Origin of the sequence: Serratia sp. 2880STDY5682894 (assembly GCF_001537385.1) — a bacterium.
GTDB classification, from domain to species: Bacteria; Pseudomonadota; Gammaproteobacteria; order Enterobacterales; family Enterobacteriaceae; genus Serratia; species Serratia nevei.
The window spans coordinates 38,320-64,188 of sequence record NZ_FCJA01000003.1 but is presented as its reverse complement, the minus strand read 5'-3'; the positions used below and the strand labels follow the sequence as shown (position 1 = coordinate 64,188).

28 protein-coding genes and 1 pseudogene are annotated in these 25,869 nt (G+C 60.7%); 15 read left to right on the top strand and 14 right to left on the bottom strand.

Annotation, left to right across the window (positions count from 1 at the left end):
• Positions 1 to 40 precede the first annotated feature (40 nt).
• The 3 genes from dld (at position 41) to AWX27_RS08540 (ending at position 3,933) form a co-directional block, all read left to right on the top strand.
• A complete protein-coding gene (dld, locus tag AWX27_RS08550; protein WP_060421028.1) occupies positions 41 to 1,747 on the top strand; it encodes a D-lactate dehydrogenase in 1,707 nt (568 codons plus the stop codon).
• A gap of 231 nt (positions 1,748 to 1,978) precedes the next feature.
• Positions 1,979 to 2,404 (top strand): PAS domain-containing protein, encoded by a 426-nt coding sequence (locus AWX27_RS08545; protein WP_060421025.1) that lies wholly within the window; start codon positions 1,979 to 1,981, stop codon positions 2,402 to 2,404.
• A gap of 5 nt (positions 2,405 to 2,409) precedes the next feature.
• Complete coding sequence (locus AWX27_RS08540) at positions 2,410 to 3,933, top strand: flavodoxin domain-containing protein (protein WP_060421022.1); 1,524 nt, start codon at positions 2,410 to 2,412, stop codon at positions 3,931 to 3,933.
• Positions 3,934 to 3,946: 13 nt separating this feature from the next.
• Here AWX27_RS08540 and AWX27_RS08535 read toward each other — a convergent pair whose 3' ends face one another.
• From AWX27_RS08535 to AWX27_RS08525, 3 genes are read right to left on the bottom strand one after another with little or no spacing between them, the layout of a single operon-like run.
• A complete protein-coding gene (locus AWX27_RS08535) occupies positions 3,947 to 4,954 on the bottom strand; it encodes a FecCD family ABC transporter permease (protein ID WP_060421020.1) in 1,008 nt (335 codons plus the stop codon).
• Positions 4,951 to 5,907: an ABC transporter substrate-binding protein gene (locus AWX27_RS08530; protein ID WP_060421017.1), complete on the bottom strand. Its 957-nt coding sequence runs from the start codon at positions 5,905 to 5,907 to the stop codon at positions 4,951 to 4,953. Before AWX27_RS08530 ends, AWX27_RS08535 begins: the two co-directional genes overlap by 4 nt.
• A gap of 16 nt (positions 5,908 to 5,923) precedes the next feature.
• Positions 5,924 to 6,640 carry an ABC transporter ATP-binding protein gene (locus tag AWX27_RS08525; RefSeq protein WP_060421015.1) on the bottom strand — a complete coding sequence of 239 codons (717 nt, stop codon included), beginning with the start codon at positions 6,638 to 6,640 and terminating at the stop codon, positions 5,924 to 5,926.
• 565 nt (positions 6,641 to 7,205) lie between these two features.
• On the opposite strand from AWX27_RS08525, the gene AWX27_RS08520 reads away from it, so the two are divergent.
• Entirely contained in the window at positions 7,206 to 8,057 is an 852-nt protein-coding gene (locus AWX27_RS08520; RefSeq protein WP_060421010.1) for a DMT family transporter, read from the top strand.
• A 57-nt stretch (positions 8,058 to 8,114) separates the two neighbouring features.
• Here AWX27_RS08520 and AWX27_RS08515 read toward each other — a convergent pair whose 3' ends face one another.
• Positions 8,115 to 8,705 (bottom strand): Yip1 family protein, encoded by a 591-nt coding sequence (locus AWX27_RS08515; protein ID WP_004939641.1) that lies wholly within the window; start codon positions 8,703 to 8,705, stop codon positions 8,115 to 8,117.
• A gap of 205 nt (positions 8,706 to 8,910) precedes the next feature.
• Between AWX27_RS08515 and AWX27_RS08510 the strand changes: the two genes are divergently transcribed.
• The 7 genes and pseudogenes from AWX27_RS08510 to AWX27_RS08485 all read left to right on the top strand — a co-directional run bounded on the left by AWX27_RS08510 (position 8,911) and on the right by AWX27_RS08485 (position 13,468).
• Positions 8,911 to 9,378 carry an acyltransferase gene (locus AWX27_RS08510; protein WP_060421008.1) on the top strand — a complete coding sequence of 156 codons (468 nt, stop codon included), beginning with the start codon at positions 8,911 to 8,913 and terminating at the stop codon, positions 9,376 to 9,378.
• Positions 9,378 to 9,920 (top strand): GNAT family N-acetyltransferase, encoded by a 543-nt coding sequence (locus AWX27_RS08505; RefSeq protein ID WP_060421005.1) that lies wholly within the window; start codon positions 9,378 to 9,380, stop codon positions 9,918 to 9,920. The genes AWX27_RS08510 and AWX27_RS08505 overlap by 1 nt, the downstream gene beginning before the upstream one ends.
• A gap of 104 nt (positions 9,921 to 10,024) precedes the next feature.
• Positions 10,025 to 10,876: a DUF1460 domain-containing protein gene (locus tag AWX27_RS08500; protein ID WP_060421001.1), complete on the top strand. Its 852-nt coding sequence runs from the start codon at positions 10,025 to 10,027 to the stop codon at positions 10,874 to 10,876.
• Between the two features lie 130 nt (positions 10,877 to 11,006).
• Positions 11,007 to 11,819 (top strand): MetQ/NlpA family lipoprotein, encoded by an 813-nt coding sequence (locus AWX27_RS08495; RefSeq protein ID WP_038879912.1) that lies wholly within the window; start codon positions 11,007 to 11,009, stop codon positions 11,817 to 11,819.
• 152 nt (positions 11,820 to 11,971) lie between these two features.
• The gene (locus tag AWX27_RS08490; RefSeq protein WP_060420998.1) at positions 11,972 to 12,421 is read left to right on the top strand and encodes a type II toxin-antitoxin system PemK/MazF family toxin; all 450 of its coding nucleotides are present in this window, start codon (positions 11,972 to 11,974) and stop codon (positions 12,419 to 12,421) included.
• Positions 12,422 to 12,681: 260 nt separating this feature from the next.
• A pseudogene (locus AWX27_RS25035) lies at positions 12,682 to 12,807 on the top strand (MerR family transcriptional regulator); the annotation flags it as partial.
• A gap of 121 nt (positions 12,808 to 12,928) precedes the next feature.
• Complete coding sequence (locus AWX27_RS08485; RefSeq protein WP_060420995.1) at positions 12,929 to 13,468, top strand: GNAT family N-acetyltransferase; 540 nt, start codon at positions 12,929 to 12,931, stop codon at positions 13,466 to 13,468.
• A gap of 229 nt (positions 13,469 to 13,697) precedes the next feature.
• On the opposite strand, the gene AWX27_RS08480 is transcribed toward AWX27_RS08485, so the two are convergent.
• From AWX27_RS08480 to AWX27_RS08460, 5 genes are all read right to left on the bottom strand, one after another.
• Entirely contained in the window at positions 13,698 to 14,618 is a 921-nt protein-coding gene (locus AWX27_RS08480) for a DUF808 domain-containing protein (protein WP_060420992.1), read from the bottom strand.
• A gap of 122 nt (positions 14,619 to 14,740) precedes the next feature.
• Positions 14,741 to 15,658 (bottom strand): AEC family transporter, encoded by a 918-nt coding sequence (locus AWX27_RS08475; RefSeq protein ID WP_025301959.1) that lies wholly within the window; start codon positions 15,656 to 15,658, stop codon positions 14,741 to 14,743.
• An 11-nt stretch (positions 15,659 to 15,669) separates the two neighbouring features.
• Positions 15,670 to 16,455 (bottom strand): TauD/TfdA family dioxygenase, encoded by a 786-nt coding sequence (locus AWX27_RS08470; protein ID WP_204275824.1) that lies wholly within the window; start codon positions 16,453 to 16,455, stop codon positions 15,670 to 15,672.
• 388 nt (positions 16,456 to 16,843) lie between these two features.
• On the bottom strand, positions 16,844 to 17,800 hold the full coding sequence (locus tag AWX27_RS08465) for an alpha/beta fold hydrolase (RefSeq protein ID WP_230200979.1): 957 nt from the start codon (positions 17,798 to 17,800) through the stop codon (positions 16,844 to 16,846).
• A 78-nt stretch (positions 17,801 to 17,878) separates the two neighbouring features.
• The gene (locus AWX27_RS08460; protein WP_047728359.1) at positions 17,879 to 18,283 is read right to left on the bottom strand and encodes a VOC family protein; all 405 of its coding nucleotides are present in this window, start codon (positions 18,281 to 18,283) and stop codon (positions 17,879 to 17,881) included.
• 76 nt (positions 18,284 to 18,359) lie between these two features.
• On the opposite strand from AWX27_RS08460, the gene AWX27_RS08455 reads away from it, so the two are divergent.
• The gene (locus tag AWX27_RS08455) at positions 18,360 to 18,815 is read left to right on the top strand and encodes a GNAT family N-acetyltransferase (protein WP_060420986.1); all 456 of its coding nucleotides are present in this window, start codon (positions 18,360 to 18,362) and stop codon (positions 18,813 to 18,815) included.
• 34 nt (positions 18,816 to 18,849) lie between these two features.
• Here the strand turns inward: AWX27_RS08455 and pbpG are convergent, their stop codons facing one another.
• The 3 genes from pbpG to AWX27_RS08440 all read right to left on the bottom strand — a co-directional run bounded on the left by pbpG (position 18,850) and on the right by AWX27_RS08440 (position 22,024).
• Positions 18,850 to 19,779 (bottom strand): D-alanyl-D-alanine endopeptidase, encoded by a 930-nt coding sequence (gene pbpG / locus AWX27_RS08450; RefSeq protein WP_038879897.1) that lies wholly within the window; start codon positions 19,777 to 19,779, stop codon positions 18,850 to 18,852.
• A 151-nt stretch (positions 19,780 to 19,930) separates the two neighbouring features.
• Positions 19,931 to 21,034, bottom strand: a complete 1,104-nt coding sequence (locus AWX27_RS08445; protein ID WP_060420983.1) for an adenosylhomocysteinase — start codon at positions 21,032 to 21,034, stop codon at positions 19,931 to 19,933.
• Between the two features lie 45 nt (positions 21,035 to 21,079).
• A complete protein-coding gene (locus AWX27_RS08440; protein ID WP_060420980.1) occupies positions 21,080 to 22,024 on the bottom strand; it encodes a GlxA family transcriptional regulator in 945 nt (314 codons plus the stop codon).
• Between the two features lie 91 nt (positions 22,025 to 22,115).
• Between AWX27_RS08440 and AWX27_RS08435 the strand changes: the two genes are divergently transcribed.
• Positions 22,116 to 22,793, top strand: a complete 678-nt coding sequence (locus AWX27_RS08435) for a DJ-1/PfpI family protein (RefSeq protein ID WP_060420976.1) — start codon at positions 22,116 to 22,118, stop codon at positions 22,791 to 22,793.
• A 50-nt stretch (positions 22,794 to 22,843) separates the two neighbouring features.
• A complete protein-coding gene (locus AWX27_RS08430) occupies positions 22,844 to 23,407 on the top strand; it encodes a DedA family protein (RefSeq protein ID WP_060420973.1) in 564 nt (187 codons plus the stop codon).
• A 3-nt stretch (positions 23,408 to 23,410) separates the two neighbouring features.
• On the opposite strand, the gene AWX27_RS08425 is transcribed toward AWX27_RS08430, so the two are convergent.
• Together AWX27_RS08425 and AWX27_RS08420 are read right to left on the bottom strand one after the other, a co-directional pair.
• Positions 23,411 to 24,037: a LysE family translocator gene (locus AWX27_RS08425; protein WP_060420970.1), complete on the bottom strand. Its 627-nt coding sequence runs from the start codon at positions 24,035 to 24,037 to the stop codon at positions 23,411 to 23,413.
• Positions 24,038 to 24,106: 69 nt separating this feature from the next.
• Complete coding sequence (locus tag AWX27_RS08420) at positions 24,107 to 25,000, bottom strand: LysR family transcriptional regulator (protein WP_060420965.1); 894 nt, start codon at positions 24,998 to 25,000, stop codon at positions 24,107 to 24,109.
• 112 nt (positions 25,001 to 25,112) lie between these two features.
• Here AWX27_RS08420 and AWX27_RS08415 point away from each other — a divergent pair, with 112 nt between their 5' ends.
• Positions 25,113 to 25,550 (top strand): PACE efflux transporter, encoded by a 438-nt coding sequence (locus tag AWX27_RS08415; RefSeq protein ID WP_060420963.1) that lies wholly within the window; start codon positions 25,113 to 25,115, stop codon positions 25,548 to 25,550.
• Positions 25,551 to 25,869 lie beyond the last annotated feature (319 nt).

The following is a 25,869-nucleotide window of genomic DNA, read 5'->3' as shown; positions in this document are numbered from 1 at the left end:
CCGCGGTTAAAGCGACGGGGATGACAGGGAGACAGGCAGCATGCAGTCAGGCAATCAGGCATTTATCAACCAGCTTAAAGACATCGTCGGCGGCCCGCAGCTGTTGACCGGCGATCGCAACACCGAGCGGTATCGCAAGGGGTTCCGCTCCGGCGAAGGCCAGGCGCTGGCGGTGGTGTTTCCCACCAGCCTGCTGCAGCTGTGGCGCATTTTGCAGGCCTGCGTGGCCGCCGACAAAATCGTCATCATGCAGGCCGCCAATACCGGCCTGACCGAAGGATCGACCCCCAGCGGCAACGACTATGACCGCGACATCGTCATCGTCAGCACCCTGCGCCTCGACCATATTCAGGTGCTGGATAACGGCAAGCAGGTGGTCGGCTTCCCCGGCAGCACCCTGCACCACCTCGAGAAATTGCTCAAACCCTACGGCCGTGAACCGCATTCGGTGATCGGTTCCTCCTGCATCGGCGCCTCGGTGATCGGCGGCGTGTGCAACAACTCCGGCGGCTCGCTGGTGAAACGCGGCCCGGCCTATACCGAAATGGCGCTGTACGCCCAGCTCGGGGAAGACGGCCAGCTGCGCCTGGTGAACCATCTGGGCATCCGCCTCGGCGACACGCCGGAAGAGATCCTCACCCGGCTGGAAAAAGGCGACTATCGCCCGACAGACGTCGAGTACGGCGAGCTGCGCGCCTCGGATAACGAGTACGCCAGCCGGGTGCGTGACGTCGATGCCGACACCCCTTCCCGCTTCAACGCCGACAAACGCCGCCTGTACGAGGCCTCCGGCTGCGCCGGCAAGCTGGCGGTGTTCGCGGTGCGACTCGACACCTTCGAGAAAGAAGGCAAAGAGCAGGTGTTTTATATCGGCACCAACGACACCGCGGTGCTGACCGAACTGCGCCGCCACATGCTGAGCCAGTTCGAAAACCTGCCGGTGGCCGGTGAGTACATGCACCGCGATATCTTCGACATCGCCGAGGTGTACGGCAAAGACACCTTCATGATGATCGACAAGCTCGGCACCGATCAGATGCCGCGCTTCTTCACCCTGAAAGGCCGTATGGACGCCAGCCTCAACAAGCTGCCGCTGCTGCCGCACAACCTGACCGATCGGCTGATGCAGGGCCTGAGCCATCTGGCGCCGAGCCACCTGCCGAAGCGCATGAAGGAATACCGCGAACGTTTCGAACATCACCTGCTGCTGAAGATGGCCGGCCCCGGCGTAGACGAAGCGCAGCGCTACCTGACCGAGTACTTCGCCCAGGCCGAAGGCGCTTTCTTCACCTGCACGCCTGACGAAGGCAAAAAGGCCTTCCTGCACCGCTTCGCCGCCGCCGGCGCCGCCGTGCGCTACCATGCGGTGCACGCCGACAAGGTGGAGGATATTCTGGCGCTGGATATCGCCCTGCGCCGCAACGACACCGACTGGTTCGAAACCCTGCCGCCGGAGATCGACAGCCAGCTGGTGCATAAGCTGTATTACGGCCACTTTATGTGCCACGTCTTCCATCAGGACTACGTGGTGAAAAAGGGCGTCGACAGCCACGCGCTGAAGGAAAAAATGCTCGAGATCCTCAACCGGCGCGGCGCCGAGTACCCAGCGGAACATAACGTCGGCCACCTGTACCACGCCAAGGCAGATCTGCAGGCGTTCTACCGCACCGCCGATCCGACCAACAGCTTCAACCCCGGCATCGGCAAAACCAGCAAACGTAAAGGCTGGGCCGAAAACCCCCGCTAAGACCGCCCGATTAGCCCGCCGCCGCAGCCGGCGCGGGCTTCCTCTCCCCCTGCCTGCCTCGTCGTGACCTTTCTGCGCCCTTAAAGATGTATTTTTATTGCAACTTATAAATTTCCCGATTACCATTCACCGCACAATCGCAAATGAGAATCAATTACAAAGCTGTCATGACGGATACATGGCATCCGCCGTGGCAATCACCGCGAAGTTGTTAATGAGAAGGAACCTACCATGAGTCAAACCCTCGATTCCGCCCAGCTGTTGTCCGCGCTCGATAAAGTGATGGTGATCTCCACCACCGATCTGCAGGGCACCATCACCTACGTCAACGATCTGTTTTGCCAACTGACCGGCTTTTCCCGGGAAGAGCTGGTGGGCCAGCCCCACAGCATCGTGCGCCACCCTTCCGTGCCGAAAGCCGTTTACAAAGCGATGTGGGACACCATCAAGGCAGGCGGCATCTGGACCGGCATCATTCCGAACGTCGGCAAAGGCGGCGTGCTGTACGTGGTCGACACCACGGTGCAGCCGCTGTATGACGCCCAGGGCAATATCGCGGCCTATATCAGCATCCGCCGCGTGATCAACGATCTGATGACCGACTTCGAATCGGTGGAATTCGCCAAAGAACAGTTCGACAACCACTACGACAAGTAACCGCCATGGCCGACCTTATCGAACGCATCCTGATTGGTTACGGTTCGGAGTCGGGCAACGCCCGGGCGCTGGCGATGCGCCTGGGCGAGCAAAGCAGCCTGCAACCCTACCGCCCCGTCGTGAAAGAACTCAACGCCATCCAGCCCGCCGATGTGGGCGAACGTGACGCCCTGCTGATCGTCTCCAGCTCATTTGGCGACGGCGAACCGCCCGCCAACGCCGAGCGTTTTTCCGACGCGCTGGCGCAATGGCCGGATCGCCACCGGTTGCGCTACGCCATCTTCGGTCTCGGCGACACCGCGTACCCGCATTTCTGCGGCTTCACGCAGGCGCTGGATGCACGTCTGACGCAATACGGCGCCCGCGCCATCATCAATCGCGTCGACGCCGACGTTAACTTCGAACCGTTCTTCGCAACCTGGCTGACGACGCTGGAGAAGGTGCTGGCCGGCGATGCCCAGGCCGGCCGCGATTTGCATCTGCGCGTGACCGCCTACGGCGAAGACCATGCGTTCAGCGCCGCCCTCCTCGAACGGCGGCCGCTCAGCGCACGCACACCGCAGGCCTGGCACCTGCGGTTGAATATCGCCGGCAGCGGCATCGTTTACCGGGCTGGGGATACCGTCTATCTGTTGCCGGAGAACGACGAAGGATTATTGACCCGGCTGGCTGGCTGGCTCGGCAGGCAGGAGGCCACTGACGCGCTGCGCCGCCGGGAACTGCGCCAGCTCAACAAAACGACGCTGCGCGAACTGGCGCAGTTGGCCGACAGCGAAGAGCTCAAAGGCTTGCTCAAGATCCGCCAGCGCAAAGCCATGGAGAGCTATCTGTACGGCGCCGATCTGCTGGACGTACTGCACGATTTTTGCCCGCCGCAGACGGTCACGCTGGAGAACCTGTTGGCGCTGCTGCCCGTTTGCCTGCCGCGCGCCTACTCCATCGCTTCGGCAACGCGGGCTGAGAGCCTCGACCTGTGCGTGCGCGACGTACGATATGAACGCGACGGCCGCACCCGGCGCGGCACGGCGACCGGCTGGCTGCTCAGCCAACCCGGCCCTTTCCGCCTCTTCTGCCGCGCCAACCCCGGCTTTTACCTGCCGCGCGATACCACCGTGCCGGTGCTGCTTATCGGTACCGGTACCGGCATCGCGCCCTTGATAGGCTTGCTGCGCGAAATGGCCGCCCAGGGTGAACGGCGCGAAACCGTGCTGATCTTCGGCGAAAAACGGCGCGATGAAGACTTCCTGTATCACGAAGCGTTAGAAGCACTGAACGCGGCGGGCGTACTCACGCGCCTCATCACCGCCTTCTCGCGCGACGCCGCCGCCAAATATTATGTGCAGCATGCGATCGGCGAGCATGCCGATGCCATCAGCGGCCTGCTGCGGCGGGGAGCGCATGTCTACCTGTGCGGCAATCGCCAGTATCTGGAACATGCCGTGGCGACGGCGCTGGAGCAAGCCTGCGGGGCGGAAAACCTGTGGCAGACGCTGATTGAGCAGCAGCGCCTGCATCTGGAACTCTATTGAGACAGGGTGGCGTTCATCGTTCCGCACGCAGCAGCAAGGACACGATGAACGCGCCCCCCAGCCCGGCCGTAATGATGCCGATAGGCAGCTCCTGATTGGGGATCAGACTGCGGCTGAGCATGTCGCCGCCGGTCAGCAGCGTCGCCCCCAGCAGGCCGCACATCGGCACGGCCAAACGGTGGCGCACACCCACCAGGCGCCGAGCCAGGTAGGGCACCATCAGCCCGACAAAGCCGATCACGCCCGTCAGCGAAACGAGAAACGCCGTGGACAGTGCGCAGCACAGAAAGGTCTCGGTGCGCAGGCGCGCCACGTTGACCCCCATCGAATGGGCGGTTTGCTCGCCCGCCAGCAGCGCGTCCAGCGCCCGCCAACGCAGCGCCGTAAACCCGGCCAGCAGCACGAAACTCGCCAGCGGAATGAACAGATTATCCCAGCGCGCCAGCCCCAACCCGCCGAGCGACCAGAACAACACCGAACCGGCCGCCCGCTGATCGCCGGAAAACACCAGGTAGCTGGTGAGCGCGCTGAACAAAAACGAGACCGCCAGGCCGCAGACGATCAGCTGCTCGGCGCGCCTGACCCGGCCGACGCGAAACAGGATCATCACCGCCAAGGCGGACAAAACGCCGCCGGCGAAGGCGGACAGCGGCAACGTCAGCGCGCCCAGCGCATCGCCGAAGCGCGTGATGACCAGCACCGCGCCGGCGGAGGCGCCGGAGGAGAGCCCAAACAAAAAAGGATCGGCCAGCTCATTGCGGGTGGTGGTCTGCAGCAGCGCGCCGGTCATCGCCAGCCCGGCGCCGGTCAAGGCCGCCAGCAAGGCTCTGGGCACCCGCAGTTGCACGACGATAGTGTCCAGCATGCCGGAGAGGGGCGCCGATGAAAGCCCCAATGCCGCCATCGTCTGCCGCCATGACAGCGCGACGCTGCCCAGCTGCAGGCTCCAGATCATTAACCCGCACAATACCGACAGCGCCAACGGCGCGAGCAACATAAACCGCCGGGTCGGCGAGTTCATTCAGCCTCCGGCGCGTACAGCGCCCGCGCCAGCTTTTCCACTGCGCCGATGTTGGCCGGCCCCGGCGTCAGCTCCGCATACTGCAGTTTCAGATAGCGATGGTGCCGTACGGCAGGCGTTAATTTCATCAACGGGTGGGACTCGAGGAAGCGCCGCAGCGCATCGGCACCCGATCCGGTCTGGTAATCCAGCAGAATAATGAAGTCAGGCTCGGCCGCCGCTACCGCCTCCCAGGACGCCGTCGTCCAGCTCGCCGGCAAGCCGTCCATCACGTTGCGGCCGCCGGCCGCTTCGACGATCGCCGTCGGCATCGCGTATTTGCCGCTGGTGAAAGGCTTATCCTCCCCCGAGTCATAGACGAACACCTTGAGCGGCGCCTGGCCCGCCGGCCTGGCGGGCAGCGCAGCCAACCGGCGCTTCCAGCCCTCAACCAGCGCGGTGGCCTCTTGGCGTTTGCCGAAAATCTTGCCGAGCTTCAGCTCATCGTCATACAGCAGGTTCATATCGGCCTTCTGCGGCCGCCCGCCGGCCTGTACGCAGCTCTCGCTCAGCACCAGCGTTTTGATGCCGAACGGGGCGAGCTTCTCCGGCGTGACGTCGCCGCCGATCTTCATGCCGTAATTCCAGCCGGCGAAAAAGAAATCCGGCTGTGCCGCCAGCAGCGTTTCCAAAGCGGGATATTTCGGCGCCAGTTCGGGAATGGCGCCCATCGCGGCCTTGAAGTCGGGCGTCAGTTTGTACCAGCCGGTGATGCCGGTCAGCCCGACAATGCGATCCTGCAGATGCAGTGCAAAGGCCATCTCGGCCATGTTGATGTCGTTGATGACGGCGCGCTGCGGCGCCTGGTTGAAGGTGACCGGCACACCGCAGCTTTCTACGGTGACGGGAAAATGTTCGGCCGCTGCCGACCTGGCGGCCAGCAGCAGAAGCAGGATGAATACGCGTGCGTTCATGTTTCTCTCTGGTTGATCAAGCACAATGGGGAACGTCAAAAATGCGCAGCGTTTTCCCGCTGACGGGATGCGCCACCTTGAAACTGTTCATGCCGAACACCGGCAAAATCACCGGAGTTTGCAACACCGCCTCGGGCGTACCACAGGCTACCTGGCGGCTTTCGTTCAGCACCAGGATCCGATCGGCAAACGCCTCTGCCACGGGCAAATCGTGCAGCACCGCAATCACGGCAATCTCTTTATTTTTCACTAACGACAGCAGCGCCGAGCGCCCGGGCGGATCGAGGTGATTGGTCGGTTCATCCAGCAACAACAGATCGGGAGACTGTGCCAACGCCCGGGCCAGCGCGGCGCGCTGACGCTGGCCGCCCGAGAGCCGCCCCAGCGGATGGTGCCTGAGCGGCGCCAGCCCGGTTTCCCCGATGGCTTCGTCAACGATGCGTTTTCCCGCCGCAGAGCGTTCGCCATGCGGTAAACGGCCCAACGCCACGTAGTCCTCAACCGACAGCCGCAAATCCGGCGAATCGTTTTGCGCCAGAAAGGCGATGCTTTTGGCGCGTTCCGCCGCCGGCCACTCGGACAAGGCCCGCCCTCGCCAGTGAATGCCGCCGCTGTCCGGCCGCGTTTCGCCGATCAGGGCACGCAGCAGGCTGGACTTGCCGCTGCCGTTAGGGCCGATCACCGCCAGCTTCTCACCGGCGCGCAGCGCGAAATGGATGTTGTCGAGTATCAATGCCCCGCCATGGCCGGCCAGGCTAACCCTATCAACGTGGAGGATGTCGTGAACTGGATTCATCATGCATTAATTGTTATATTATAACATATCAATATTTTTATCACGATTGCCCGCCTTCTGCAAAAGCGAATCGCAACGTATTTTGCCGCGCCCCCTGCGTCAACACTGCGCGGCCAAAGCAACATAGCACAGCCTTTTATTAATGATAATGATTTTCATTATCAATTAAGTAATGATGATTTCCGATTGCGCATCCCGGCGAACTTGGTTATGTTTGAAGCGATTAGTTTCATTGCCGATTTTCAGGAACTCACATGACCTACCTGGCGCACAGCACAGATCCGACAGACGCGACCGTTCCGGCCGTCGTTTTGCTGTGTGCTTCCTCCGCTCCACCCGCCGTTTCCTCTGTCGTTTCAGCGGTTGCCGCTTACCCGCCACGCATTGTGGTTGTGCGCTAAGCCAAACCGACTTTTTACCTCCGGCTTATTGATCTGTTGCGTTCAGGCGTAGACCGCCGCGCGCGCCGGAGCCTGTAATTTTCACGACAGGTGAAATTGACATGCGATTACCTTCTCTCTGGGCCAATGCCGGCCTGGCTACGCTGTTCGTCCTGCTTTGGAGCAGCGGCGCGATCTTCTCCCGTTGGGGGTTGGAGCACGCCTCCGCCTTCGCTTTCCTGTTCTTCCGCTGCGCCATCGCGCTGGCGGTGCTGTTGGCCATCGGCCTGTGGCAGCGCCAGTGCCTGCCCGCTCCCGGCACCCGCCGGCGCGTCGCGCTGATTGGCGTGTTGATGATCGGCAGCTATCAAATCTGCTATCTGCTGGCGCTGGAACAGGGTATTACGCCCGGCGTGCTGGCGACGTTGCTCGGCGTACAGCCGATCCTCACCCAGTTCATCACCGAACGGCGCTGCACCGGGCTGCGGGCGCTCGGCCTGGCGCTGGCAATGGTCGGGCTGACGCTGGTGGTGTACCAAAGCCTGATGGTGGCCCACTTCTCGCTGAGCGGCATGCTGTTCGCCTTTATCGCGCTGGGCTGCATGACCGCCGGCACCCTGCTGCAAAAAGGCATGACGCAGCCGCCGCTGGCGGTCTTGCCGCTGCAGTATGCCGTCGGGTTGCTGATGTGTACGCTGGCGCTGCCGTTTGAGCCGCTGCGGGTCGAATGGCGGCCGGCGTTCGTGCTGCCGCTGCTGTGGATGGCGGTGGTGATCTCGGTGCTGGCGACCTTCTTGCTGTATCGCCTGATCCAGCGCGGCAACCTGGTGCAGGTCACCAGCCTGTTCTATCTGATCCCGGCGGTGACCGCCCTGCTGGACTACCTGTTGCTCGGCCACGCGCTGGCGGCGCTGAGCCTGCTGGGCATGGCGGGCATCGTGCTCGGTGTGATGCTGGTTTTCCGCCGCGTATAAAAGCAAAAGCCCCCGCGCCGTTCCACCGGCGCGGGGGCGATAACAACAGCCGTTAACTCAGAACAACCAGGAACCGTACCCCCACAGCAGCACCGTCACCCCAAGCAACAGCTCGAGCAACAGGATACCGATAGCGAAGGTCGAGCTGGAGAAGATGAACCCTTCCTTACTGTCGATATTCAGGAAGTGCGGGATCCCCAGATTCAGCAGATAGCCCGAATAGCACAGGCCGATAATGCCGACAAACAGACACAGCCAGACGACCGGATAGAGCGCCACAATCCCGCTGAGGAACATCGGGGTCGCCACGTAGCCGGCGAACACCATGCAGCGGTGCAGGCTGGGGCGCGATTCATAGCGCCGCGCCATCCAGTGAATGACTTTCCCCATGGCCGCTACGCCCGCCAGCATCAGCAGGTAAAACGCCACGGCGGTATAAAGCGCGGTAAACATGTCGAGCCTGATGGCATGTCCCTCGCCGGAGAGCCAGCCCAACTGGGTGGTGCCGATAAAGGCGCAGACCACCGGGATTGCTGCCAAGAGCAACACGTGATGGGTGTATAGGTGCGAGACGCTTTCATTCTCGCTTTTGATCTGTTCGAACTCGGCGCTGGGATGCGCCAGAAGTCCCCAAACATGACTGACCATGAGACACCTCCTATCTCGCCGTAGGCCGCGATCGGCGAACGAATTTCACACCTCCGACGGACAGCTACCCGTGCGAGGATTGCGGCCACGGGGCTCTCTCCCCTGTACTAATTATAGTCTTTCGGCGAAAAAACGTGCGGAAAGCGCAACGCCGCAACGCTTTGTCTTATACTCCCACCATAAAAACCAGGCTGCGAGGAAGGTCATGTCATCCGTTATCACCACCCGCCAGGCGGGGATCGTCGACGTCGACGCCGGGCGCAACGTCACCGTAGTCGAGCCCAGCAATCTGTACGGCTGCCGGCTCGGCGACGATGTCTTCGTCGGCCCGTTCGTGGAGATCCAGCGCCACGTCAGCATCGGCGCGCGCAGTAAAATTCAGTCGCACAGCTTTATCTGCGAATACGTCACCCTCGGCGAAGCGTGCTTTGTCGGCCACGGCGTCACCTTCGCCAACGATCTGTTCAAAGACGGAGCGCCCAATGCCGATCCGGCCAGCTGGGGGCGCACGCGCGTCGGCGATCGGGTGTCCATCGGCTCCGGCGCCACGATCCTGGCGGTGGAGATCTGCAGCGACGCGGTGATCGGCGCCGGGGCGGTCGTGACCCGCGACATTACCCGCAAGGGAATTTATGCCGGCAACCCGGCGCGCCTGCTGCGGGAGCTGCCATAATGACCCCGGCCATCCGCATCGCGGCCATTGAGGCGCTGCCCGATGATTACCTGACGTGCGGCGATTTCGGCTTTACCATCCGCAGTTACGCCCTGCCGCAGTTCGACAGCCCGGTCGACAGCTGGCCAACCCGCCCGGTGGCGCCGTTTCGTAAACAGTATCCCCTGGCGCCGTTCGCCAACGAAGACAGCGTGACCTTCCTGGCGTATCGCCAGGACGAAGCCGTTGGCCACATCACGCTGAGCAAAAACTGGAACGGTTACACCTTGATCGACGAGATCGCGGTCAGCGCTCACGCGCGCCGTCAGGGCATCGCCGGGGCACTGCTGGACTGCGCCAAACAGTGGGCGCGGCAGCAGGAAACCTCGGGTATGATGCTCGAAACGCAGAACAACAATCTGGCCGCCTGTCGCTGCTACCAGCATTACGGGTTTATTCTCGGCGGCATCGACCGTTTGCTGTACCGCGCCGAGCCGGAGATCGCCGATCACGAAATCGCGCTGTTCTGGTATTTGCCGTTCAATAGCGAAATCGGTTACTGATTTATCGGCCGCCATTGAGGCTATGTTTACTTTTTAACCCCTACCATCGGATGAGAACTGTTATCACTTACTCTGATAAACCAGCGACACCCAGGGAGGGCCGTATGAACCAGAACAAGGTTGTTTTACTGATGTTAGCTATCGCCATGAGCGGATGCGCCGATCGCCCCGCCGCCGTCACCCCCGCAACGCCGCCGACCGACGTCACCGTTTCGCCGCCGGGCGTGCAGCCGGAGATGGACGCCAGCACCCGCAGCAAGCTGCGTGAGATCCTCACGCTGCGCGCCGGTTGGCCCGCCGCACAGCCGCATGGCCGCACCGTCGATTTGATTTCGCGCGAGTTTCTCGGCACGCCCTATCTCGCCAACCGCCTGATCGGCTCGCAGAGCACGCCCGAGCAGTTGGTGATCGACTTCCGCGGGCTGGATTGCTTCACCTACATCGATTATGTGGAAGCGCTCAGCACCGCCCGCAGCGAGAGCGAGTTCGTACAGCGTCTGGTAGACATTCGCTACGTCGACGGCAAAATCGCCTTCCCGCAGCGCAAACACTTCTTCACCGACTGGGCGCAGCGGCCGCACCAGGTGGCCGAAGACATCACCGCGCAGCTCAGCCCGCACGCCGTCACCCTCGTGAAAACCCTCAACCGCAAGGCGGACGGCAGCAGCTACCTGCCCGGTTTGCCCAACGTACAACGCAGCGTGACCTATATCCCCAGCGACAACGTCGACGACAAGGTGCTGGCCCAGCTGCGCACCGGCGATTACATCGGTATTTACACCAACCTGGACGGGCTGGACGTGACCCACACCGGCATCTTCGTGATGACCGACAGCGGCCCGGTGCTGCGCAACGCCTCTTCGCGCAAGGCCAACATGCGGGTGGTCGATTCGCCCTTTATGGATTACGTGATGGCTACGCCGGGCATCGTGGTGCTGCGTTCGCTCAGCCGATAACCCCCCGCCGCATAACGGCTATAAGCTATAGCCGTTTATGCTGAACGAGCGTTTGACTTCATCGGCGGTTCAGGCTTAGCTGTAAGGACAAAAAACAACTGATTTTATTGTTCTTTTCAGGGAGACTTCGATGACCTTACGCTGGCGTATCACCCCTCTGGCGGCGGCCTTCGCCGCCGTATTGGCGCTTCAGGGCTGCGATCAAAAAACCGATCAGAATCATATCAAGGTCGGCGTCATCAACGGCGCGGAACAGGACGTGGCGGAAGTCGCCAGACAGGTGGCGAAAGAGAAATACGGGCTGGACGTCGAGCTGGTCGGCTTTAGCGGTTCACTGCTGCCGAACGACGCTACCGACAAGGGCGAACTGGACGCCAACGTGTTCCAGCACCGCCCGTTCCTCGAACAGCAAAACAAAGATCACGGCTATAAGCTGGTGGCAGTCGGCAATACCTTTGTCTTCCCGATGGCCGGCTACTCCAAAAAGATAAAATCGCTCAAAGAGCTGCCGGACGGCGCGGTGATCGCCATCCCGCTTGATCCGACCAACCTGGGGCGCGCCCTGCTGCTGCTGGAAAAAACCGGGTTGATTACGCTGAAACAAGGTAAGGGGTTGTTGCCCACCGCCCTGGACATCAGCGCCAACCCGCACCATTACCAAATCATGGAGCTGGAAGGCGCGCAGCTGCCGCACGTGCTGGACGATCCAAAGGTCACCGTCGCCGTCATCAGCACCACCTACATCAACCAGACCGGTCTGACGCCGACCAAAGACGGCATCTTCATCGAGGATAAGGACTCGCCGTACACCAACATCATCGTCACCCGCGAAGACAACAAGGACGCGCCGAACGTGCAGAACTTCATCAAGGCCTACGAGTCAGACGAAGTGGCCAAGGCCGCCGAGAAAATCTTCAACGGCGGCGCGGTGAAAGGCTGGTAAATTCGACCATCATCAAGGCGGATTCTGCGTACGAATCCGCAATATTTCACTTTCATTCCCCGTTTCCTTACGCCACACCTTTCTCTAAAAGCAAAACGCCCGCATGCTCACTCCTCCATAACACGGATTGTTCACAACAAAGGAGTGTCTCGATGCCGATCAAATTTGCCCCCAAGGTCGGGGAAATTCTTGAGTGCAACTATGGCAACTATCCCCTCTCAGTCTGCCAACCGCATGAAGCCGGCTTTTATGATGGCCACATTCCACCAGAAATGGTGAAGAACCGTTTAGTTGTTGTGTTAAACGGCAAAATTAACGGCAACGCCTGCATTATCGTACCGCTGTCGACCACCAGAGATTCGAACAAGATCGAACGGGGATTGCACATCGAAATTACGCGTGAACTCATCGAAGATATGAGATTCTTTCATCCGCAAACGCGCTGGGCAAAGGGCGATCTGGTGCAGCAAGTCAGCCGCCAACGGCTGAACAGAGCCCGTAAAGAGAGAGGCTTTCTTACCCAATGTCTGTCGCGCGAGCTTGTTGCTGACATACAACTCGCCGTCATTAAGTCGATCAATGCCAAAAATATGCTGTTCTGACCAGTACGCTGTTGTTGACAAAACAGACAAATCAGGTGAAATTGTCGCCGTAGCCGATAAAGGCCCTTATGCTATACCCTCCCTTTCAGGGACCTGCGAAGCCCAGCCATCCAGCTGGGCTTTTGCCTCTCTGGAGACCACCGATTTTTAAAACGTCATCTTTTCTTCCCGCTCTTGTCCCTTACGTGGCGTCAGGCTTTAGTATCCCGACACGCACAAGGGAGGAGCTGCATATGTTATTGAAAGTCGGGGAACTGGCGCGCCGGATGGGCGTTTCACTGGCGGAAGTCGGGGCAATTCTGGCGCGTTCAGGGCCGGTGCTTCCGGCGGTGATTGAGCAGCAGATCGCCATGTTGGACCCGCAGTTGGCACAGAGCGCTGCATTGTGCGGCTGACAACCCCATAGGGTTTTCTTATCTCACCATAAGAAAACCCGATTTACCCCGGCGGTGAGCGGCGCGCATAATGGCGTTTATCCGCTGATTTCCAAGGTAAACAGGCATTACCATGACGCTCTCCGCTCCCGTACTCAGCCTCCTCGATGCCACGCCGGACGATATGGCCTCCGTGCTGCGCATTTACACCCACCACGTGCTGTACGGTGCCGCCTCGTTTGAAGAACAGCCGCCGACCCTGGCGGAAATGCAGCTGCGGCTGAGCAAGGTGCAAGAAACCGGGCTGCCCTGGCTGGTGGCGAAAAGCGAAGGCCGTATTGTGGGCTACTGCTATGCCACGCCGTATCGCCCCCGGCCGGCCTATCGCTTTACCGTGGAAGACTCGGTGTATATCGCCGAGGGGCAACAGGGCAAAGGCGTCGGCAAGGCGCTGCTGAGCGCGCTGATCGCCCGCTGTGAGCAAGGCCCCTGGCGCCAGATGCTGGCGATCGTCGGCGATTCCGCCGCCAACCGCGGTTCGCTGGCGCTGCACCAGTCGCTCGGTTTTACCAGCGTCGGGACGTTAAAGGCCGTGGGGTTCAAACTGGGGGAATGGCGCGACACCCACATCATGCAGCGCGCGCTGGGCGCGGGCGACAATCGGCACCCCTGAATGCATGGCAACGCACGACAGGAAGTTAGCGTCTATAGTGAAGAGTGATTTCATTGAGTTAGCGCCAGTTGCGCGCCACATTTAACGGGTAAGGGAGAATCAAATGAAAATTATTCTGTGGATTGTCGCCATCATCTTTATCGTGGGTTTGTTGACGATTACCGGCGTTCTCAAACTGATATTTTAAAGCGTCTGCACCGTCCCGCCCCTCTCGGGGCGAGACTTTTCATCATGCCTTGAAACGCGCGCGCACCGCGCCCAGCGCCGACACCACCGCCAGCACCACGCCGCCGGCCACCAGCCCGAACACCACGTTCAGCAGAGCCGGAACCACCCCCTGCAAGATATGGCCAAACGTCGGCACCACCGTGGTGTACGAGGCCCAGTCTTCGAAAAGGTGATGCACCGGCGGCAGACCGTGGGTCAGGATGCCACCGCCGACCATAAACATGGCGACCGTGCCGACGATCGACAGCGTTTTCATCAAATAAGGCGCGGCGCGCACGATGCCGCCGCCGAGGGAGCGCGCTAACGCGCTGCTTTTGCGGCTCAGATACAGCCCCAGATCGTCCAGCCTGACGATGCCGGCGACGATGCCATACACGCCGAGCGTCATCACGACGGCGATGCCGCACAAAACGATTACCTGCTGGCTGAAGGTGGCGCCGGCAACGGTGCCCAGCGTGATGGCGATAATCTCGGCAGAGAGCACGAAATCGGTGCGTATTGCGCCTTTCACCTTGCGCTTCTCATAGGCCGCAGCGTCCTCATTGGCGCCGGGCCCGTCCGATTTTTCCTCCTGCGCCGCCTTGCCGTGGCTCAGGCTGTGAAACACCTTTTCGAACCCTTCGTAGCACAGGTAGGCGCCGCCCACCATCAGCAGCGGCGTAATCGCCCAGGGTGCAAAAGCGCTGATCAGCAGCGCCAGCGGCACCAGGATCGCCTTGTTGATCAACGAACCTTTGGCGACGCTCCACACCACCGGCAGTTCGCGATCGGCTTTAACGCCGGTGACCTGCTGCGCGTTGAGCGCCAGATCGTCCCCCAGCACCCCGGCGGTTTTTTTTGCCGCCATTTTGCTCATTAACGAGACGTCGTCCAACAACGAGGCGATGTCGTCGATGAGGGTAAGTAAGCTACTTCCTGCCAAAATGATTCATCCTTTTCATATTCACGGGCCATTCTATTTTTAGCATAGCGGTAAAGCGTCATGAAAGGATATGAGAGGATTGCGGAAAACGCCGGGCGGGCGAATGCCGCCCGGCGCCGGCGTTAGAGCGCTACGCTGCCCAGGATGAACGTCACGGTGATAACCGACAGCAGCGTCGTCCAGGTGATGATGGAGGCCATCGCTTCATGATCGCCCCCCATTTGCCGCGCCAGAATATAGGCGTTGCCGGCGCAAGGCACGGCGGAGTAGAGAATGGCGATGCTGGCCGGCACGCCGGTAGCACCGAAATAGTGCACCAGCGCAATGGTAATCAGCGGCATGGCCACCAACTTCAGCACGGTCGCATAAGAGATGGAAACCAGCTTGCGGATATGCATGCTGACGATCAACCCTGCGCCGACCGACATCAGGCTCAGCGGCGTGGCGGCGTTGGAGAGATAAACGAACAGCTGTTTAAGCGCGCCGGTAATGTGCAGGTTGCACAGGTTCATCAGCACCCCGAACAACGCGCCGATGATCAGCGGGTTTTTCGTCAGCGCCAGCAGCGCGCCGCTCAGGCTTTTCTTGCTGCCGGTGCCGTAGTGGTTCATCACCAACACGCTCATGATGTTGGTCAGAATGATCATGTATGCCACGAAGAAACCGGACAGTGCCACCCCTTCGCTACCGAACAGCGATTGCGACAGCGCGATGAATACATAAGAGTTGTATCTGACTCCGCCCTGAAAAATGGAGGTAAACAGATCGGCCGACGTATTGAAGAACAGTTTGCCAACGAAAATAATCAACGCGATGGCCAGCGTGGAAACAATGGTCGCCACAACGGGATAAAAGCTGTCCGCGCCGCTAAAATCCGCCTCACTGATATCCAATATCAACAGCGCCGGAAAAAACAGGTAATAAACAAATTTGTCTGAGAAGCCCCAAAATACGGCGACGTCTTTAACATAGAGTTTTGACAAATAGCCCAGCACGATTAACAAAAAAATCGGCAATATAGAAAGAAAAACGTTCAGCATGAATAATAACCTTAAATCGAGAAAATGCGCTCTTCAACCTGATTGAGGTTGCGGTGATTCCACAAGCTTGCCGAAATGAAGACGCGTTGCACCCAGCGCAACGGCGTATCTCTTTCATCGAAAGAAGGCGTGAATTTATCGCGCGAATGCAGCGCAAAGCGGTTATCGATATACACCAAATCGCCTGGGCAAATATCGATGCCGATGGCGTTTTCTTTCACCAGCCCGTAGAAACGCTCCAGCGCGGCTTCCGCTCGCGGCGTGCTGGCCGCAATCATGCCGGGATAGAAGACGGCGCTCACATCCGGCAATACGTGATTTTGCGAAATCAGCGGCACCAGCGCGGTTTCTTCCCGCCCGGCCTGCGTGGATTGGCGCCAGCGGTAAGGCAGTTTGATGCTGTACAGCGGGCTGGCCAGCGTTTCGACGTCCTCGCGGCTCAGTTGAGCGATCGCCAGACGCGAATCGGAGATGCGCGTCATCGGGCTGTGCGGATCGCGGCGCACACCGGCCAGCAGCAGGCCCATCGGCGAGACGTTGAACTGTTCCAGGTGTTTCAGCGCCGCATTTTCAATATGGAAGTCCAGTTCAACATCGAACCCCAGACCGGTATACTCTTTTTTGGCTTCGCGTTTGGGGATCAGATTATTAATCAGCTCCTTCCCCTCGAAATACATCGAATAGGGCTCACCGATTAGCGAAGAAATACCCACCAACAGGTTTTCGCTGATATTCCCGGATTTGGCCGAAGGCGTGTATTGGTTCGGACAAGGGGAAAAGAAAACTTCTTTATCCACCGGCACATTTTTTAAAATAAGGTAAGGCCGTGGTTTGATTGACGCCTTTTGCTGGCTTAATGCGGCGCTTAATCTGTGGGGCAAATGGGTAATCATCGCCGTTCGTATAGCGTGAATATACGCATCACCGCCGGCGGGATCGTAAGCAATTTTATCTAATGCCGAAAATAACTCGTTTCGTTCCTGATCCGTCAATTGAAAGACGTTTTGGTAATCCATCCTGAGCATTCCTTGACAATAAGAATATCATTAGCAAGCCTAATGAAAGCGGCAGGATGTTAACACTTTGCAATCAAATTCATAAAGATTTATTAACTAATTTCGTGATCTTAATCACCACTCCTCCGTCCAGTTAATGGCGGAGAAGAAGTGATTAAGAAACAAACAGCTACGCGGATACGTCTCCATCAGACGCGCCAGCGAATACGCGCGAGAGGTAGCGCAGAACATGATCGTGGGCCTCAAAGACGCACGATAAATGCGTACTGCCCTCAAGCAAGCCAAAGGCAACATGCACGCTGCCATGCTGTTCGACGAAACGCTGCAAGGATTGCGCGCTGAACAACTCATCCTGCGCCGCCGCCAGCAGCAAGGTCGGCAATCGCAGCGCCGCCAGTTGCTTTGCCGGGGTGCGTGGCGTCAACGCGTTAGCCATATTAACGCTGTATTGGCAGACAAAATCGGGGGCGGCGGCCAGCACGGCCGGGGGAAAATTCAGGCTGACCGCCCGAGACTGCCCAAACCACCGTCCACCGCTGAGTGCATTGGCCACAAAGGGCCATTGGCGCACCTGGGCAAAACGGGCCGCCACCGGCAAATCGCGGGCCATCCCGGAAAATGGCCCCAGCTCGGGCGCCAGCAGGGTCAGGCTGTCCGCCTGCTGTTCACAAGGATAGCGGGTCAGGTAGTTGAGCAACATCCCGGCGCCGCTGGAATGGCCAAGCAGGTGCCTGCGCGCTAACGGAAAACGCAGGCGCATTTCCGCCAGGATGACATCGACATCGCGCCAAATACGCTCAGGCCGCTCAACCGTCCCCCGCTCTCCCGTGGAATCGCCATGCCCGCGAATATCGACCAGGCACACCGCGAGCGTTGGCTCGGCAGCCAGCTGGCGCGCAAGAATGTCATACCCGGCGGCGCTGTTAACCCCGCCGCCGTGATAAACCACGATCACGTCTTCGCTCTCGGCAGTTTGCCGATACAGGCGGTAGCTCAATCCCTCAACGCTGCCGGACGACGTGCCCACCTGTGCCCCCGGCCACTCGCCGTAAGACTTCGCTTGCTCAACATAGCGGTCAAAATCAATCAATTCGCACCTTTCCATGATGTTGTCGGTATTCCCCACGGCAGAGTTCCTGCCCCGGCGATAAGCATATGAAACAACAGCAGGAACTGCCATGCCTTTTGCACGCTCCCCTTAGCCTCAGGGCAGATCCCCCGCCGGGACATTGAGCTGCCAGGAGAGCCCAAAGCGATCGTTGAGCCAGCCGAAGCGGGCGCTGAAGCCGTAGTCGTCGAGCGGCATCAGCACCTTGCCGCCCTCCGCCAGGCGGTGGAAAGCCTGCTCCAGCGCCTCTTCGTTAGGCAGGTTGATGAACAGCGACACCGCCGGGGTAAAGCTGAAATCATGGCTGATCGGGCTGTCGATAAACACCAGATTCTGCCGGTCGAAATCGATGGCGGCATGCTTGATCAATCGCCGGCCGTCCGGCGTCGGGTCGTAATGCTGTACCTGCATGAGCCGAAAACGCGCAAACACCTGGCTGTAGAGGTCGATCGCCTGCTGCGCCTCCCCCTGGAACATGACAAAGGTCGAAACCTGACTCATAACATCCTCTCCGGCAATCGTTGTGGTATTAATGGAGGATAGCGGATTACCGTTGAAGCGGCGGAAAGGAGCAACCATGAGCATCATTCATCGCCTGGCGCAGCCGGACGATCTCAACGGCCTGTTGGCTCTGTATCGCGAGCTGCGCCCACAGGATGCGCCGCTGCGTACCGACGACGCACGCCGCACCCTGCAACGCCTGCTGGACGATCCGGCGATCCGTCTGGTGGTGGCGGCAGACGAGGAACAGCCGATCGCCACCTGCATGCTGGCACTGATCCCGGGGCTGGCGCACCAGGCGCAGCCGTTCGGCGTCATCGAGCACATGGTGACGGCAGAGCCCTATCGCGGCCACGGCGTGGCGCTCGCGATGATCGAATACGCGCTGCAGCTGGCCTGGCGCAAGGGCTGTTACAAAGTGATGCTGCTGTCGGGGCAGCAACGCACCGGCGCGCACCAGCTTTATCTCAAAGCGGGTTTCGACGGCGATCGCGAGCGGGGATTTGTCATCAGGCGGCCCGAGGGCCGATAGCGGCCTGCTGCAAACGAGCAGGCCGCCAGGCGGGTCATTCGGTGGCGTTTTTCGCCAGGCTGGCGTCTTTTTGCCGACGATAGTCGCGGGCGGCGGCCGGGATCGGCGTCACCTTGCCGGTTTCAATCCAACTGCGCAGCCGGTTGGCGTCGGCGAAGTGGGTATATTTGCCGAAGGCGTCCAGCACCACCAGCGACACCGAGCGGTTACCGATCACCGTACGCATCGCCAGGCAGTGGCCCGCCTGGTTGGTGAAACCGGTTTTGGTCAGCTGGATATTCCATTTCGGGTTATACACCAGATGGTTGGTGTTGCGGAACGGCAGCGTATAGTTCGGATCTTTGAAGCTGGCCATGCGCTCGGTGGTGGTGCTGAGCTGGCCAATCAACGGGTATTGCTTGGTGGCGATCAGCAGCTTGGTCAGATCGCGCGCCGTCGACACGTTATGGATAGAGAGCCCGGTCGGTTCCACATAATGGGTATTGGTCATGCCCAGCGCCTTGGCCTTGGCGTTCATCGCTTTGATGAAGGCGTTGTAGCCCCCCGGATAGTGGTGCGCCAGGCTGGCGGCGGCGCGGTTTTCCGACGACATCAGCGCCAGCAGCAGCATATCCTTACGGCTGATTTCGCTGTTCAGCCGCACCCGCGAATACACCCCTTTCATCTCCGGCGTCTGGTGGATATCCACCGCCAGCATCTCGTCGAGCGGCAGGTGCGCGTCCAGCGTGACCATGGCGGTCATCAGTTTGGTGATCGAGGCGATCGGCACCACTTCATCCGGGTTGCGCGCGTACATCACCTTATGGGTTTGCATATCGACGACCATCGCGCTGCCGGAGGCCAGCTCCGGCTGGGTGGCGTGCAGGGCGGCAGCGTTGTCGCTGGCCAGCGCGCGCGGCGCAAAGCCTGCGCCCGCCTGCAAAGCGAGCAGGGTCAGAACCAAAACACGTATTTTCACAGGCATTACTCTGAAATGGGGGCTTGAACTCAGCGAATTATATGTGAGGGTTCAGCGCTTGGCACTGGGATTGTATGGCGGATTTGTGACAAATTCTGTCGGCCGAAAAACGACGCAGCCCGCGGGCGCTCTGGGATGAACGCCCACGTAGAAAAAGTTACAGCGCCGGCTGCCAGGCCGACTGCGGCAGCAGGTACAGCCCCGGCGTTTGCCGCGCCCCCGCGCCGACGATATGGCCGATGCCGGCCGCCATCACCGCCAGCGTCACGTCGAAGGCGTTGAGGCTGTCGCCGTAGCCGGCGGTCAGGTTGAACATCGAACCGTTGGCCAGCAAATAGACCGTCTTTTCATTGAGTTGGTAAGCGTTCACATAAGGCATCGGCTCGTGGTGCCGCAGGCCTTGCAGGAAGCCGACGTCGATCTCTTCCGCCACGTGGCCGACGTTGAGGATAAACACGCCGTCCTGCGCCTGCTGCAAATGCTGCGCCGAGAGCACGTTTTTCGCGCCGGTCGCGGTGGCGATCACGTCCGCCTGCGCGACGGCGCTCGCCAAATCCACCACCTGCCAGCCGTCATAACGCGCCTGCAGCGCGCGCGCCGGATCGATTTCCGCCACCATCACCTGGCCGCCGTAAGCCCTGGCCGCCGCCGCCGTCCCCTGCCCGACCAGGCCGTAGCCGATCACCAGCACGCGCTTTTCGTGCAGGGTCAAATGGGTGGTCTGGAAGAAGGTGTGCCAGGCGGTCAGCCCAACCATATGCCGATTGTGCAGCCCCTCTTTCACCGGCAGATCGTCCCAGTTGAAGATCGGGTAGCGCGGCGCCACGCCGTTCAAACGATTGATGCCCGATCCGGTGGCTTCCAGCCCGGCGACGATCTGCGGGCCGTTCGGCGATTGGTGCAAACGGGTGGTCAAATCCGCCCCCATTTCGCACAGGTGAGTCGGCTGCCAGGCCAACGCGCGGTCGAAAGATTCCGACCACTCGCCGGCGCCCATATCGCGCCAGGCATAGGCTTGCGCGCCCCGCCGTTCCAGCCAGGCCACCACGTCGTTCTGCACCGTGGTGGGATTGCAGGTGGTCAGAAAGATCGCCGCGCCCTTGTCCAGCAGACCGGCCACCAGCGGCGCCATTTTCAGATCCAGGTGCATATTGCACGCCAGCCGCACCCCTTGCAGGTCCGGCAACGCCGCCACCGCCGCCCGGGTGCGCGGCATATGGCGCATCGCCCAGTTCAATTCGCTCTCGAAATCCTGATACATCCGTTGCTCCTCTGGTGTGCCCCGCCGCCAGGCGTGGCAAAAAAGTTATCCCGCGCGGCCGAGCCGGCGGATCGCCTGCGGCGACAGGCCAAATACCCGGATAAACGCCCGCCTCATGCGCTCCGGATCGCTGAATCCCACCGAACGGGCGATCGCCTCCAGCGGCTCGGTGCTCTCTTCGATGCGCACCCTGGCCGCCTCCACCCGCAGCTGTTCGATCACCTTGGCCGGCGTCTGCCCGGTTTCGGCGCGGAACAGCCGACCGAACTGGCGCTCGCTCAGGCAGGCGGCGTCGGCCAGATCCGCCACCGACAGCGGCAGGTGCAAGTGCTCGCGCGCGAACGACAGCGCGGCGCGCATGCGATCCGACGACGGGTTCAACGCCAGCAGCAGCGAGTACTGCGACTGCCCGCCGGGGCGCCGGTGGTAGACCACCAGCTGCCGCGCCACGCCCGCCGCCATCGTGGCGCCAAGGTCGTCTTCTATCAACGCCAGCGCCAGATCGATGCCGGCGCTGATGCCGGCCGAGGTCCAGATATCGCCGTCGCGAATGAAGATACGGTTGCTGTCGACGCGGATGCGCGGGTAACTCTGCTGCAGCCGCGCCGCATGATACCAGTGGGTGGTGGCGCGCTTGCCGTCCAGCAAACCGCAGGCCGCCAGAATAAACGCGCCGGTGCACACGCTGGCGATGCGCCGCGCTCGCCGGCTGTGAGTCGTCAGAAACGACACCAGCGCCGGCGACTGCGCCGCCATCACGTTGCCGCTGCCGCCGGCCACCACCAGCGTATCGAAACGCTCGTCGCCGCATGGCTGCGTGGCGATCTCCACCCCGGCCGAGCTGGCGACCATCCCGCCCTGCGGCGAGATCGCCACGCAGCGGTAGGCCGGCGGATCGGTAAACTGGCTGACGTTATCGAACGCCGCCAGCGGGCCGGCAAAGTCCAGCAGGTTGAAACCGGGAAAAACCACAAAACCGATCGTTTTCATGATGGCGCTTTTTGAGGGTTATCTGTCATATCAGCCAAAAACAGGGCGGCTATTATGGCCCAGGTCCAACGATAAAAATGAGGCGAATGTCATGTCTGAACCACTCGTGATTGTATTTCCCATCTATCAAGGCGTCACCCAGCTCGATTTCACCGGCCCACTGCAGTTTCTGCGCCACATGCCGGGCGCGGAAATCGTCGTCGCTTCGGTAGACGGCGCGGATGTCGAATCGGAAGGCTTGCACTTCACCCAACTGCGCCCGCTGCCGGAGATCGCGCGCTGCGACGTGCTGTGCGTGCCGGGCGGCAGCGGCTGCACCCAGGCGCTGCAGGATGAAGCGTTCATGCGGCAAATCCGGCGGCTGGGCGCCGATGCCCGCTACCTGACCTCGGTGTGCACCGGTTCGCTGATCCTGGCGGCCGCCGGCTTGCTGCCGGGCAAACGCGCCGCCTGCCACTGGTCGATGCGCGACAGCCTGGCGCTATTCGGCGCCATACCCAGCGCTGCACGCGTTGAGCGCGACGGCAACGTGATCAGCGGCGGCGGCGTCACCGCCGGCATCGACTTTGCGCTGGCGCTGATCGCCGAACTGCACGGCGAAGACACTGCCCAGACGATCCAACTCTATCTGGAATACGCCCCGGCTCCGCCGTTCACGGGCGGCACGCCGGAACTGGCCCCGCCGCACATTTACGCCAAGGTACAGGCACAAATGGCGGAAAGCCTGGCGCAGCGCAGAGCGTTGGTGGCCCAGATCGCCCAAGGCTAGCGATCGGGCGTATACTTGCCCTTATGCGTCAGTCACATAAGGAGTAAGGAATGACCGATTTGGCCCACTACATTACGGACTACGGCTACTGGGCGTTGTTTATCGGCTGCCTGGCTGAGGGAGAAACCATCACGCTGCTGGGCGGCATCGCCGCCCACGAAGGGCTGCTGCACTGGCCGTGGGTGATAGCGGTGGTGGCGCTCGGCGGCACGTTGGGGGATCAGCTGCTGTACTTCACCGGCCGCCGGTTCGAAGGCCGAGTCATCTCGCGGCTCAAAGGGCAGGAAAAGCGCATCGCGCGCGCCAGAAGGCTGATCGCTCGCCACCCGATGCTGTTCGTTATCGGAGTGCGCTTTATGTACGGCTTCCGCATCATCGGTCCGGTGCTGATCGGCGCCAGCCGCCTGCCGCCGTCGCGCTTTGTGCCGCTCAACATCCTCGGCGCTATTCTGTGGGCGACGATCTTCGTCATGCTCGGCTATTTTGGCGGCCAGGCGATCGAAAGCTTCTTTACCGGCTTCAATAAAAAACTCTCCAGCCTGCTGTTTGTCGCGCTGGCGATTGCCGCCATCCTGCTGGTGCGCTTCTGGTGGCGCAAACGCCACGCGGAGTGAAACTCAGCGACTAAGCATCAGTTTGATGCCCAACAGCGCCAGCACGCCGCCGCTCAAGCGATCGAACCAGGCCTTGAAGCGCAGATAAATCTGGCGCGGACGCGGCGAAGAGAGCACGAAGGCGACAAAGGCGTACCACGCCACATCGACCGCCAGCGCGATCAAGGGTAGCGCCACATACATCCACGGCGCAATCGCGTGGCTAAGCAACGCGGCGAACACGCTGGCAAAGACGATGGCCGTATTCGGGTTGCCCAATTGAGTCAGCAGACCGGTGGTGAAGGCTTTACGCCATCCCAGCGGCTGCCCGCCCACTCCATCCACGTTCAGCGGCCGGTTGGCACCGCGCAACATGTTGAACGCCAGATAGATAAGATAGGCGCCGCCCAACAGCTTCAACGTCCCGTAAAGCCATGGCAGCGCCAGCAACAGCGACTGCAGCCCAAGCAGGGCCAACAGTGCAAAGACAAAGCATCCGACGCCCATTCCCAGCGCGACCGCCATGCCGTCGCCACGTGAGGAAGCCACCGCCGTACGCGCCACCAGAATAAAGCTTTGCCCCGGACTCATCGCCCCCAGCGCTATCGCGCCGGTAATGCTTATTATTGACAGCGCCGTCTCGCTCAACATGCCCACTCTCCCGTTGTCATTTTTTATTCAAACTAGCGCAGAGGTGAAAACAAAAGCAATAACAGTGCGTCAAGATCCCTGCGGCGCCGCGCGCATCAGCTCGACCAGCTCGCGCGCCGCCTTGTCCAGCGGGCGGCTCTTCAGCCAGATCAGATGCATCGGCAAGCGCAGCTCGTTCTTGGTATTTTTGAATTTCAGCCGCACCAGCCGCCCCTGCGCCAGCAGCGGCTCGGCCAGCGACAGCGGGAAATTACCCCACCCCAAGCCCGCTTCCACCATGTTCAGCGCCATCGGCAGGCTGTCGGTGCGCCAGTAGGCCTCCGCCACCTGCGGGCGCAGATCGCCGATCGGCAGATCGCGGCTGGCCACCATGATCTGCCGCACGTTGATCAGATCCTCGAGAAACAGCTCGCCCGCCGCGCCCTCCAGCGCCGGATGCTGCGGCGATACCATCGCCACCAGCGACTCCGCGCCGACGGAGTGGAACTGCTCCGCGCTGTTGATGTTGAGCCCGCCGAACGCCAGGCAGACGCCAATGCGCCCCTGATGCAGCATATGCAGCACGTCGTCCTGCGGCGCGCTGAGCACTTCGATGTTCAGCAGAGGATAACGCTGCGACAGCGTTTTCACCGCCGCCAGCAGGCCGGCGCCGTTGATGTCCGACGCCACGCCGATCGAAAGCGTGCTTTCCAGCCCCTGGGAAAGTTCGATGGCGTGCACCTGCAGCTGCTTGAGCTGCCCGGCGATCAGGCGGGCGTGCGGCGCCAGGGCCAACGCCAGCGCAGTCGGCGTCGGTTCGCGGTGCGAGCGATCGAACAGTGCGAAACCGAGCTCCGCCTCCATGTTGGCGATGCCCATGCTGACGGCGGAGGGTACGCGCCGCAGCGCGCGGGCGGCGGCGGAAAACGAACCGCGATCGAGCACCGCCAGAAACAGTTCGATATTGTCGCTGGAAAAGTTCATCGTTTAACCTGTCAGTAAAACTGACAGCTCCTGACTTTTTCTATCAATGTGATTGACGCTATCTTAGCCGCCGTCGCCACAGAGGCAACTAAAAACAGATCGGGAGAAAACAATGCAAGGCGTCAAACGCAAACTGGTGTATGTCACCGCTTATGAACTTATCGGCATGACGATCTCGGCGCTGGGGCTGGCGCTGCTGTCGGGCCACGCGCCGAGCAGCACCGGGCCGCTGGCGGTGGTGATCACCACCATTGCGGTCAGCTGGAACTTCATTTACAACTACCTGTTCGAGTGGTGGGAAAGCCGCCAGGCGTCGCGCACCCGCACCCTAAAGCGCCGCATTTTGCACGCAGTGGGCTTTCAGCTGACGCTGGTGGTGTATCTGATCCCGTTGATCGCCTGGTGGATGGGCATCACGCTGTGGCAGGCGCTGCTGCTGGACATGGCGCTGATCGTCATTATTCCTTGCTACACCTTCCTGTTTAACTGGGCGTTCGACAAGCTGTTCGGCCTGCCGGCTTCGGCTCTGCCGGCCGGTGAATCCGCCTAAAAAACCCCCTCGCCCCATTCGCCTGCGCACGCCCATCGCCGCGCAGGCGCCACCGCTTTATTTTCCGCCCGCCTTTGCCCCCGCGCGAAATAACCGTCAAATCCCTTTAGTTTGCACGGTAATTATTATTCTGTGATTTCAATCACTTTTATCGTTCGATATTTCCGTGTTGATAATGAGACTCATCTTACTGAATAATATGCGCTTTTGTTTTCAGTTTAAAAAACACACACAATTGCTCACGCTTTGCGCACAGGTTTTTTTGCCACATTTATCGGGAAACGGTAGCATGCCACGCCGTTATTTAACGGCAGCTGTA

Bases quoted from the DNA above. Each gene is read 5' to 3' on its own strand.
- AWX27_RS08455 (WP_060420986.1), top strand. From the start codon at position 18,360: ATGAGCATCATTCATCGCCTGGCGCAGCCGGACGATCTCAACGGCCTG.
- AWX27_RS08445 (WP_060420983.1), bottom strand. From the start codon at position 21,034: ATGTATCAGGATTTCGAGAGCGAATTGAACTGGGCGATGCGCCATATG.
- AWX27_RS08460 (WP_047728359.1), bottom strand. From the start codon at position 18,283: ATGAGTCAGGTTTCGACCTTTGTCATGTTCCAGGGGGAGGCGCAGCAG.
- AWX27_RS08475 (WP_025301959.1), bottom strand. From the start codon at position 15,658: ATGCTGAACGTTTTTCTTTCTATATTGCCGATTTTTTTGTTAATCGTG.
- AWX27_RS08425 (WP_060420970.1), bottom strand. From the start codon at position 24,037: ATGTTGAGCGAGACGGCGCTGTCAATAATAAGCATTACCGGCGCGATA.
- AWX27_RS08495 (WP_038879912.1), top strand. From the start codon at position 11,007: ATGACCTTACGCTGGCGTATCACCCCTCTGGCGGCGGCCTTCGCCGCC.
- AWX27_RS08510 (WP_060421008.1), top strand. From the start codon at position 8,911: ATGTCATCCGTTATCACCACCCGCCAGGCGGGGATCGTCGACGTCGAC.
- AWX27_RS08540 (WP_060421022.1), top strand. From the start codon at position 2,410: ATGGCCGACCTTATCGAACGCATCCTGATTGGTTACGGTTCGGAGTCG.
- AWX27_RS08535 (WP_060421020.1), bottom strand. From the start codon at position 4,954: ATGAACTCGCCGACCCGGCGGTTTATGTTGCTCGCGCCGTTGGCGCTG.
- AWX27_RS08530 (WP_060421017.1), bottom strand. From the start codon at position 5,907: ATGAACGCACGCGTATTCATCCTGCTTCTGCTGCTGGCCGCCAGGTCG.
- AWX27_RS08420 (WP_060420965.1), bottom strand. From the start codon at position 25,000: ATGAACTTTTCCAGCGACAATATCGAACTGTTTCTGGCGGTGCTCGAT.
- AWX27_RS08440 (WP_060420980.1), bottom strand. From the start codon at position 22,024: ATGAAAACGATCGGTTTTGTGGTTTTTCCCGGTTTCAACCTGCTGGAC.
- AWX27_RS08490 (WP_060420998.1), top strand. From the start codon at position 11,972: ATGCCGATCAAATTTGCCCCCAAGGTCGGGGAAATTCTTGAGTGCAAC.
- AWX27_RS08515 (WP_004939641.1), bottom strand. From the start codon at position 8,705: ATGGTCAGTCATGTTTGGGGACTTCTGGCGCATCCCAGCGCCGAGTTC.
- AWX27_RS08430 (WP_060420973.1), top strand. From the start codon at position 22,844: ATGACCGATTTGGCCCACTACATTACGGACTACGGCTACTGGGCGTTG.
- pbpG (WP_038879897.1), bottom strand. From the start codon at position 19,779: ATGCCTGTGAAAATACGTGTTTTGGTTCTGACCCTGCTCGCTTTGCAG.
- AWX27_RS08415 (WP_060420963.1), top strand. From the start codon at position 25,113: ATGCAAGGCGTCAAACGCAAACTGGTGTATGTCACCGCTTATGAACTT.
- AWX27_RS08545 (WP_060421025.1), top strand. From the start codon at position 1,979: ATGAGTCAAACCCTCGATTCCGCCCAGCTGTTGTCCGCGCTCGATAAA.
- AWX27_RS08485 (WP_060420995.1), top strand. From the start codon at position 12,929: ATGACGCTCTCCGCTCCCGTACTCAGCCTCCTCGATGCCACGCCGGAC.
- AWX27_RS08520 (WP_060421010.1), top strand. From the start codon at position 7,206: ATGCGATTACCTTCTCTCTGGGCCAATGCCGGCCTGGCTACGCTGTTC.
- AWX27_RS08505 (WP_060421005.1), top strand. From the start codon at position 9,378: ATGACCCCGGCCATCCGCATCGCGGCCATTGAGGCGCTGCCCGATGAT.
- AWX27_RS08500 (WP_060421001.1), top strand. From the start codon at position 10,025: ATGAACCAGAACAAGGTTGTTTTACTGATGTTAGCTATCGCCATGAGC.
- AWX27_RS08435 (WP_060420976.1), top strand. From the start codon at position 22,116: ATGTCTGAACCACTCGTGATTGTATTTCCCATCTATCAAGGCGTCACC.
- dld (WP_060421028.1), top strand. From the start codon at position 41: ATGCAGTCAGGCAATCAGGCATTTATCAACCAGCTTAAAGACATCGTC.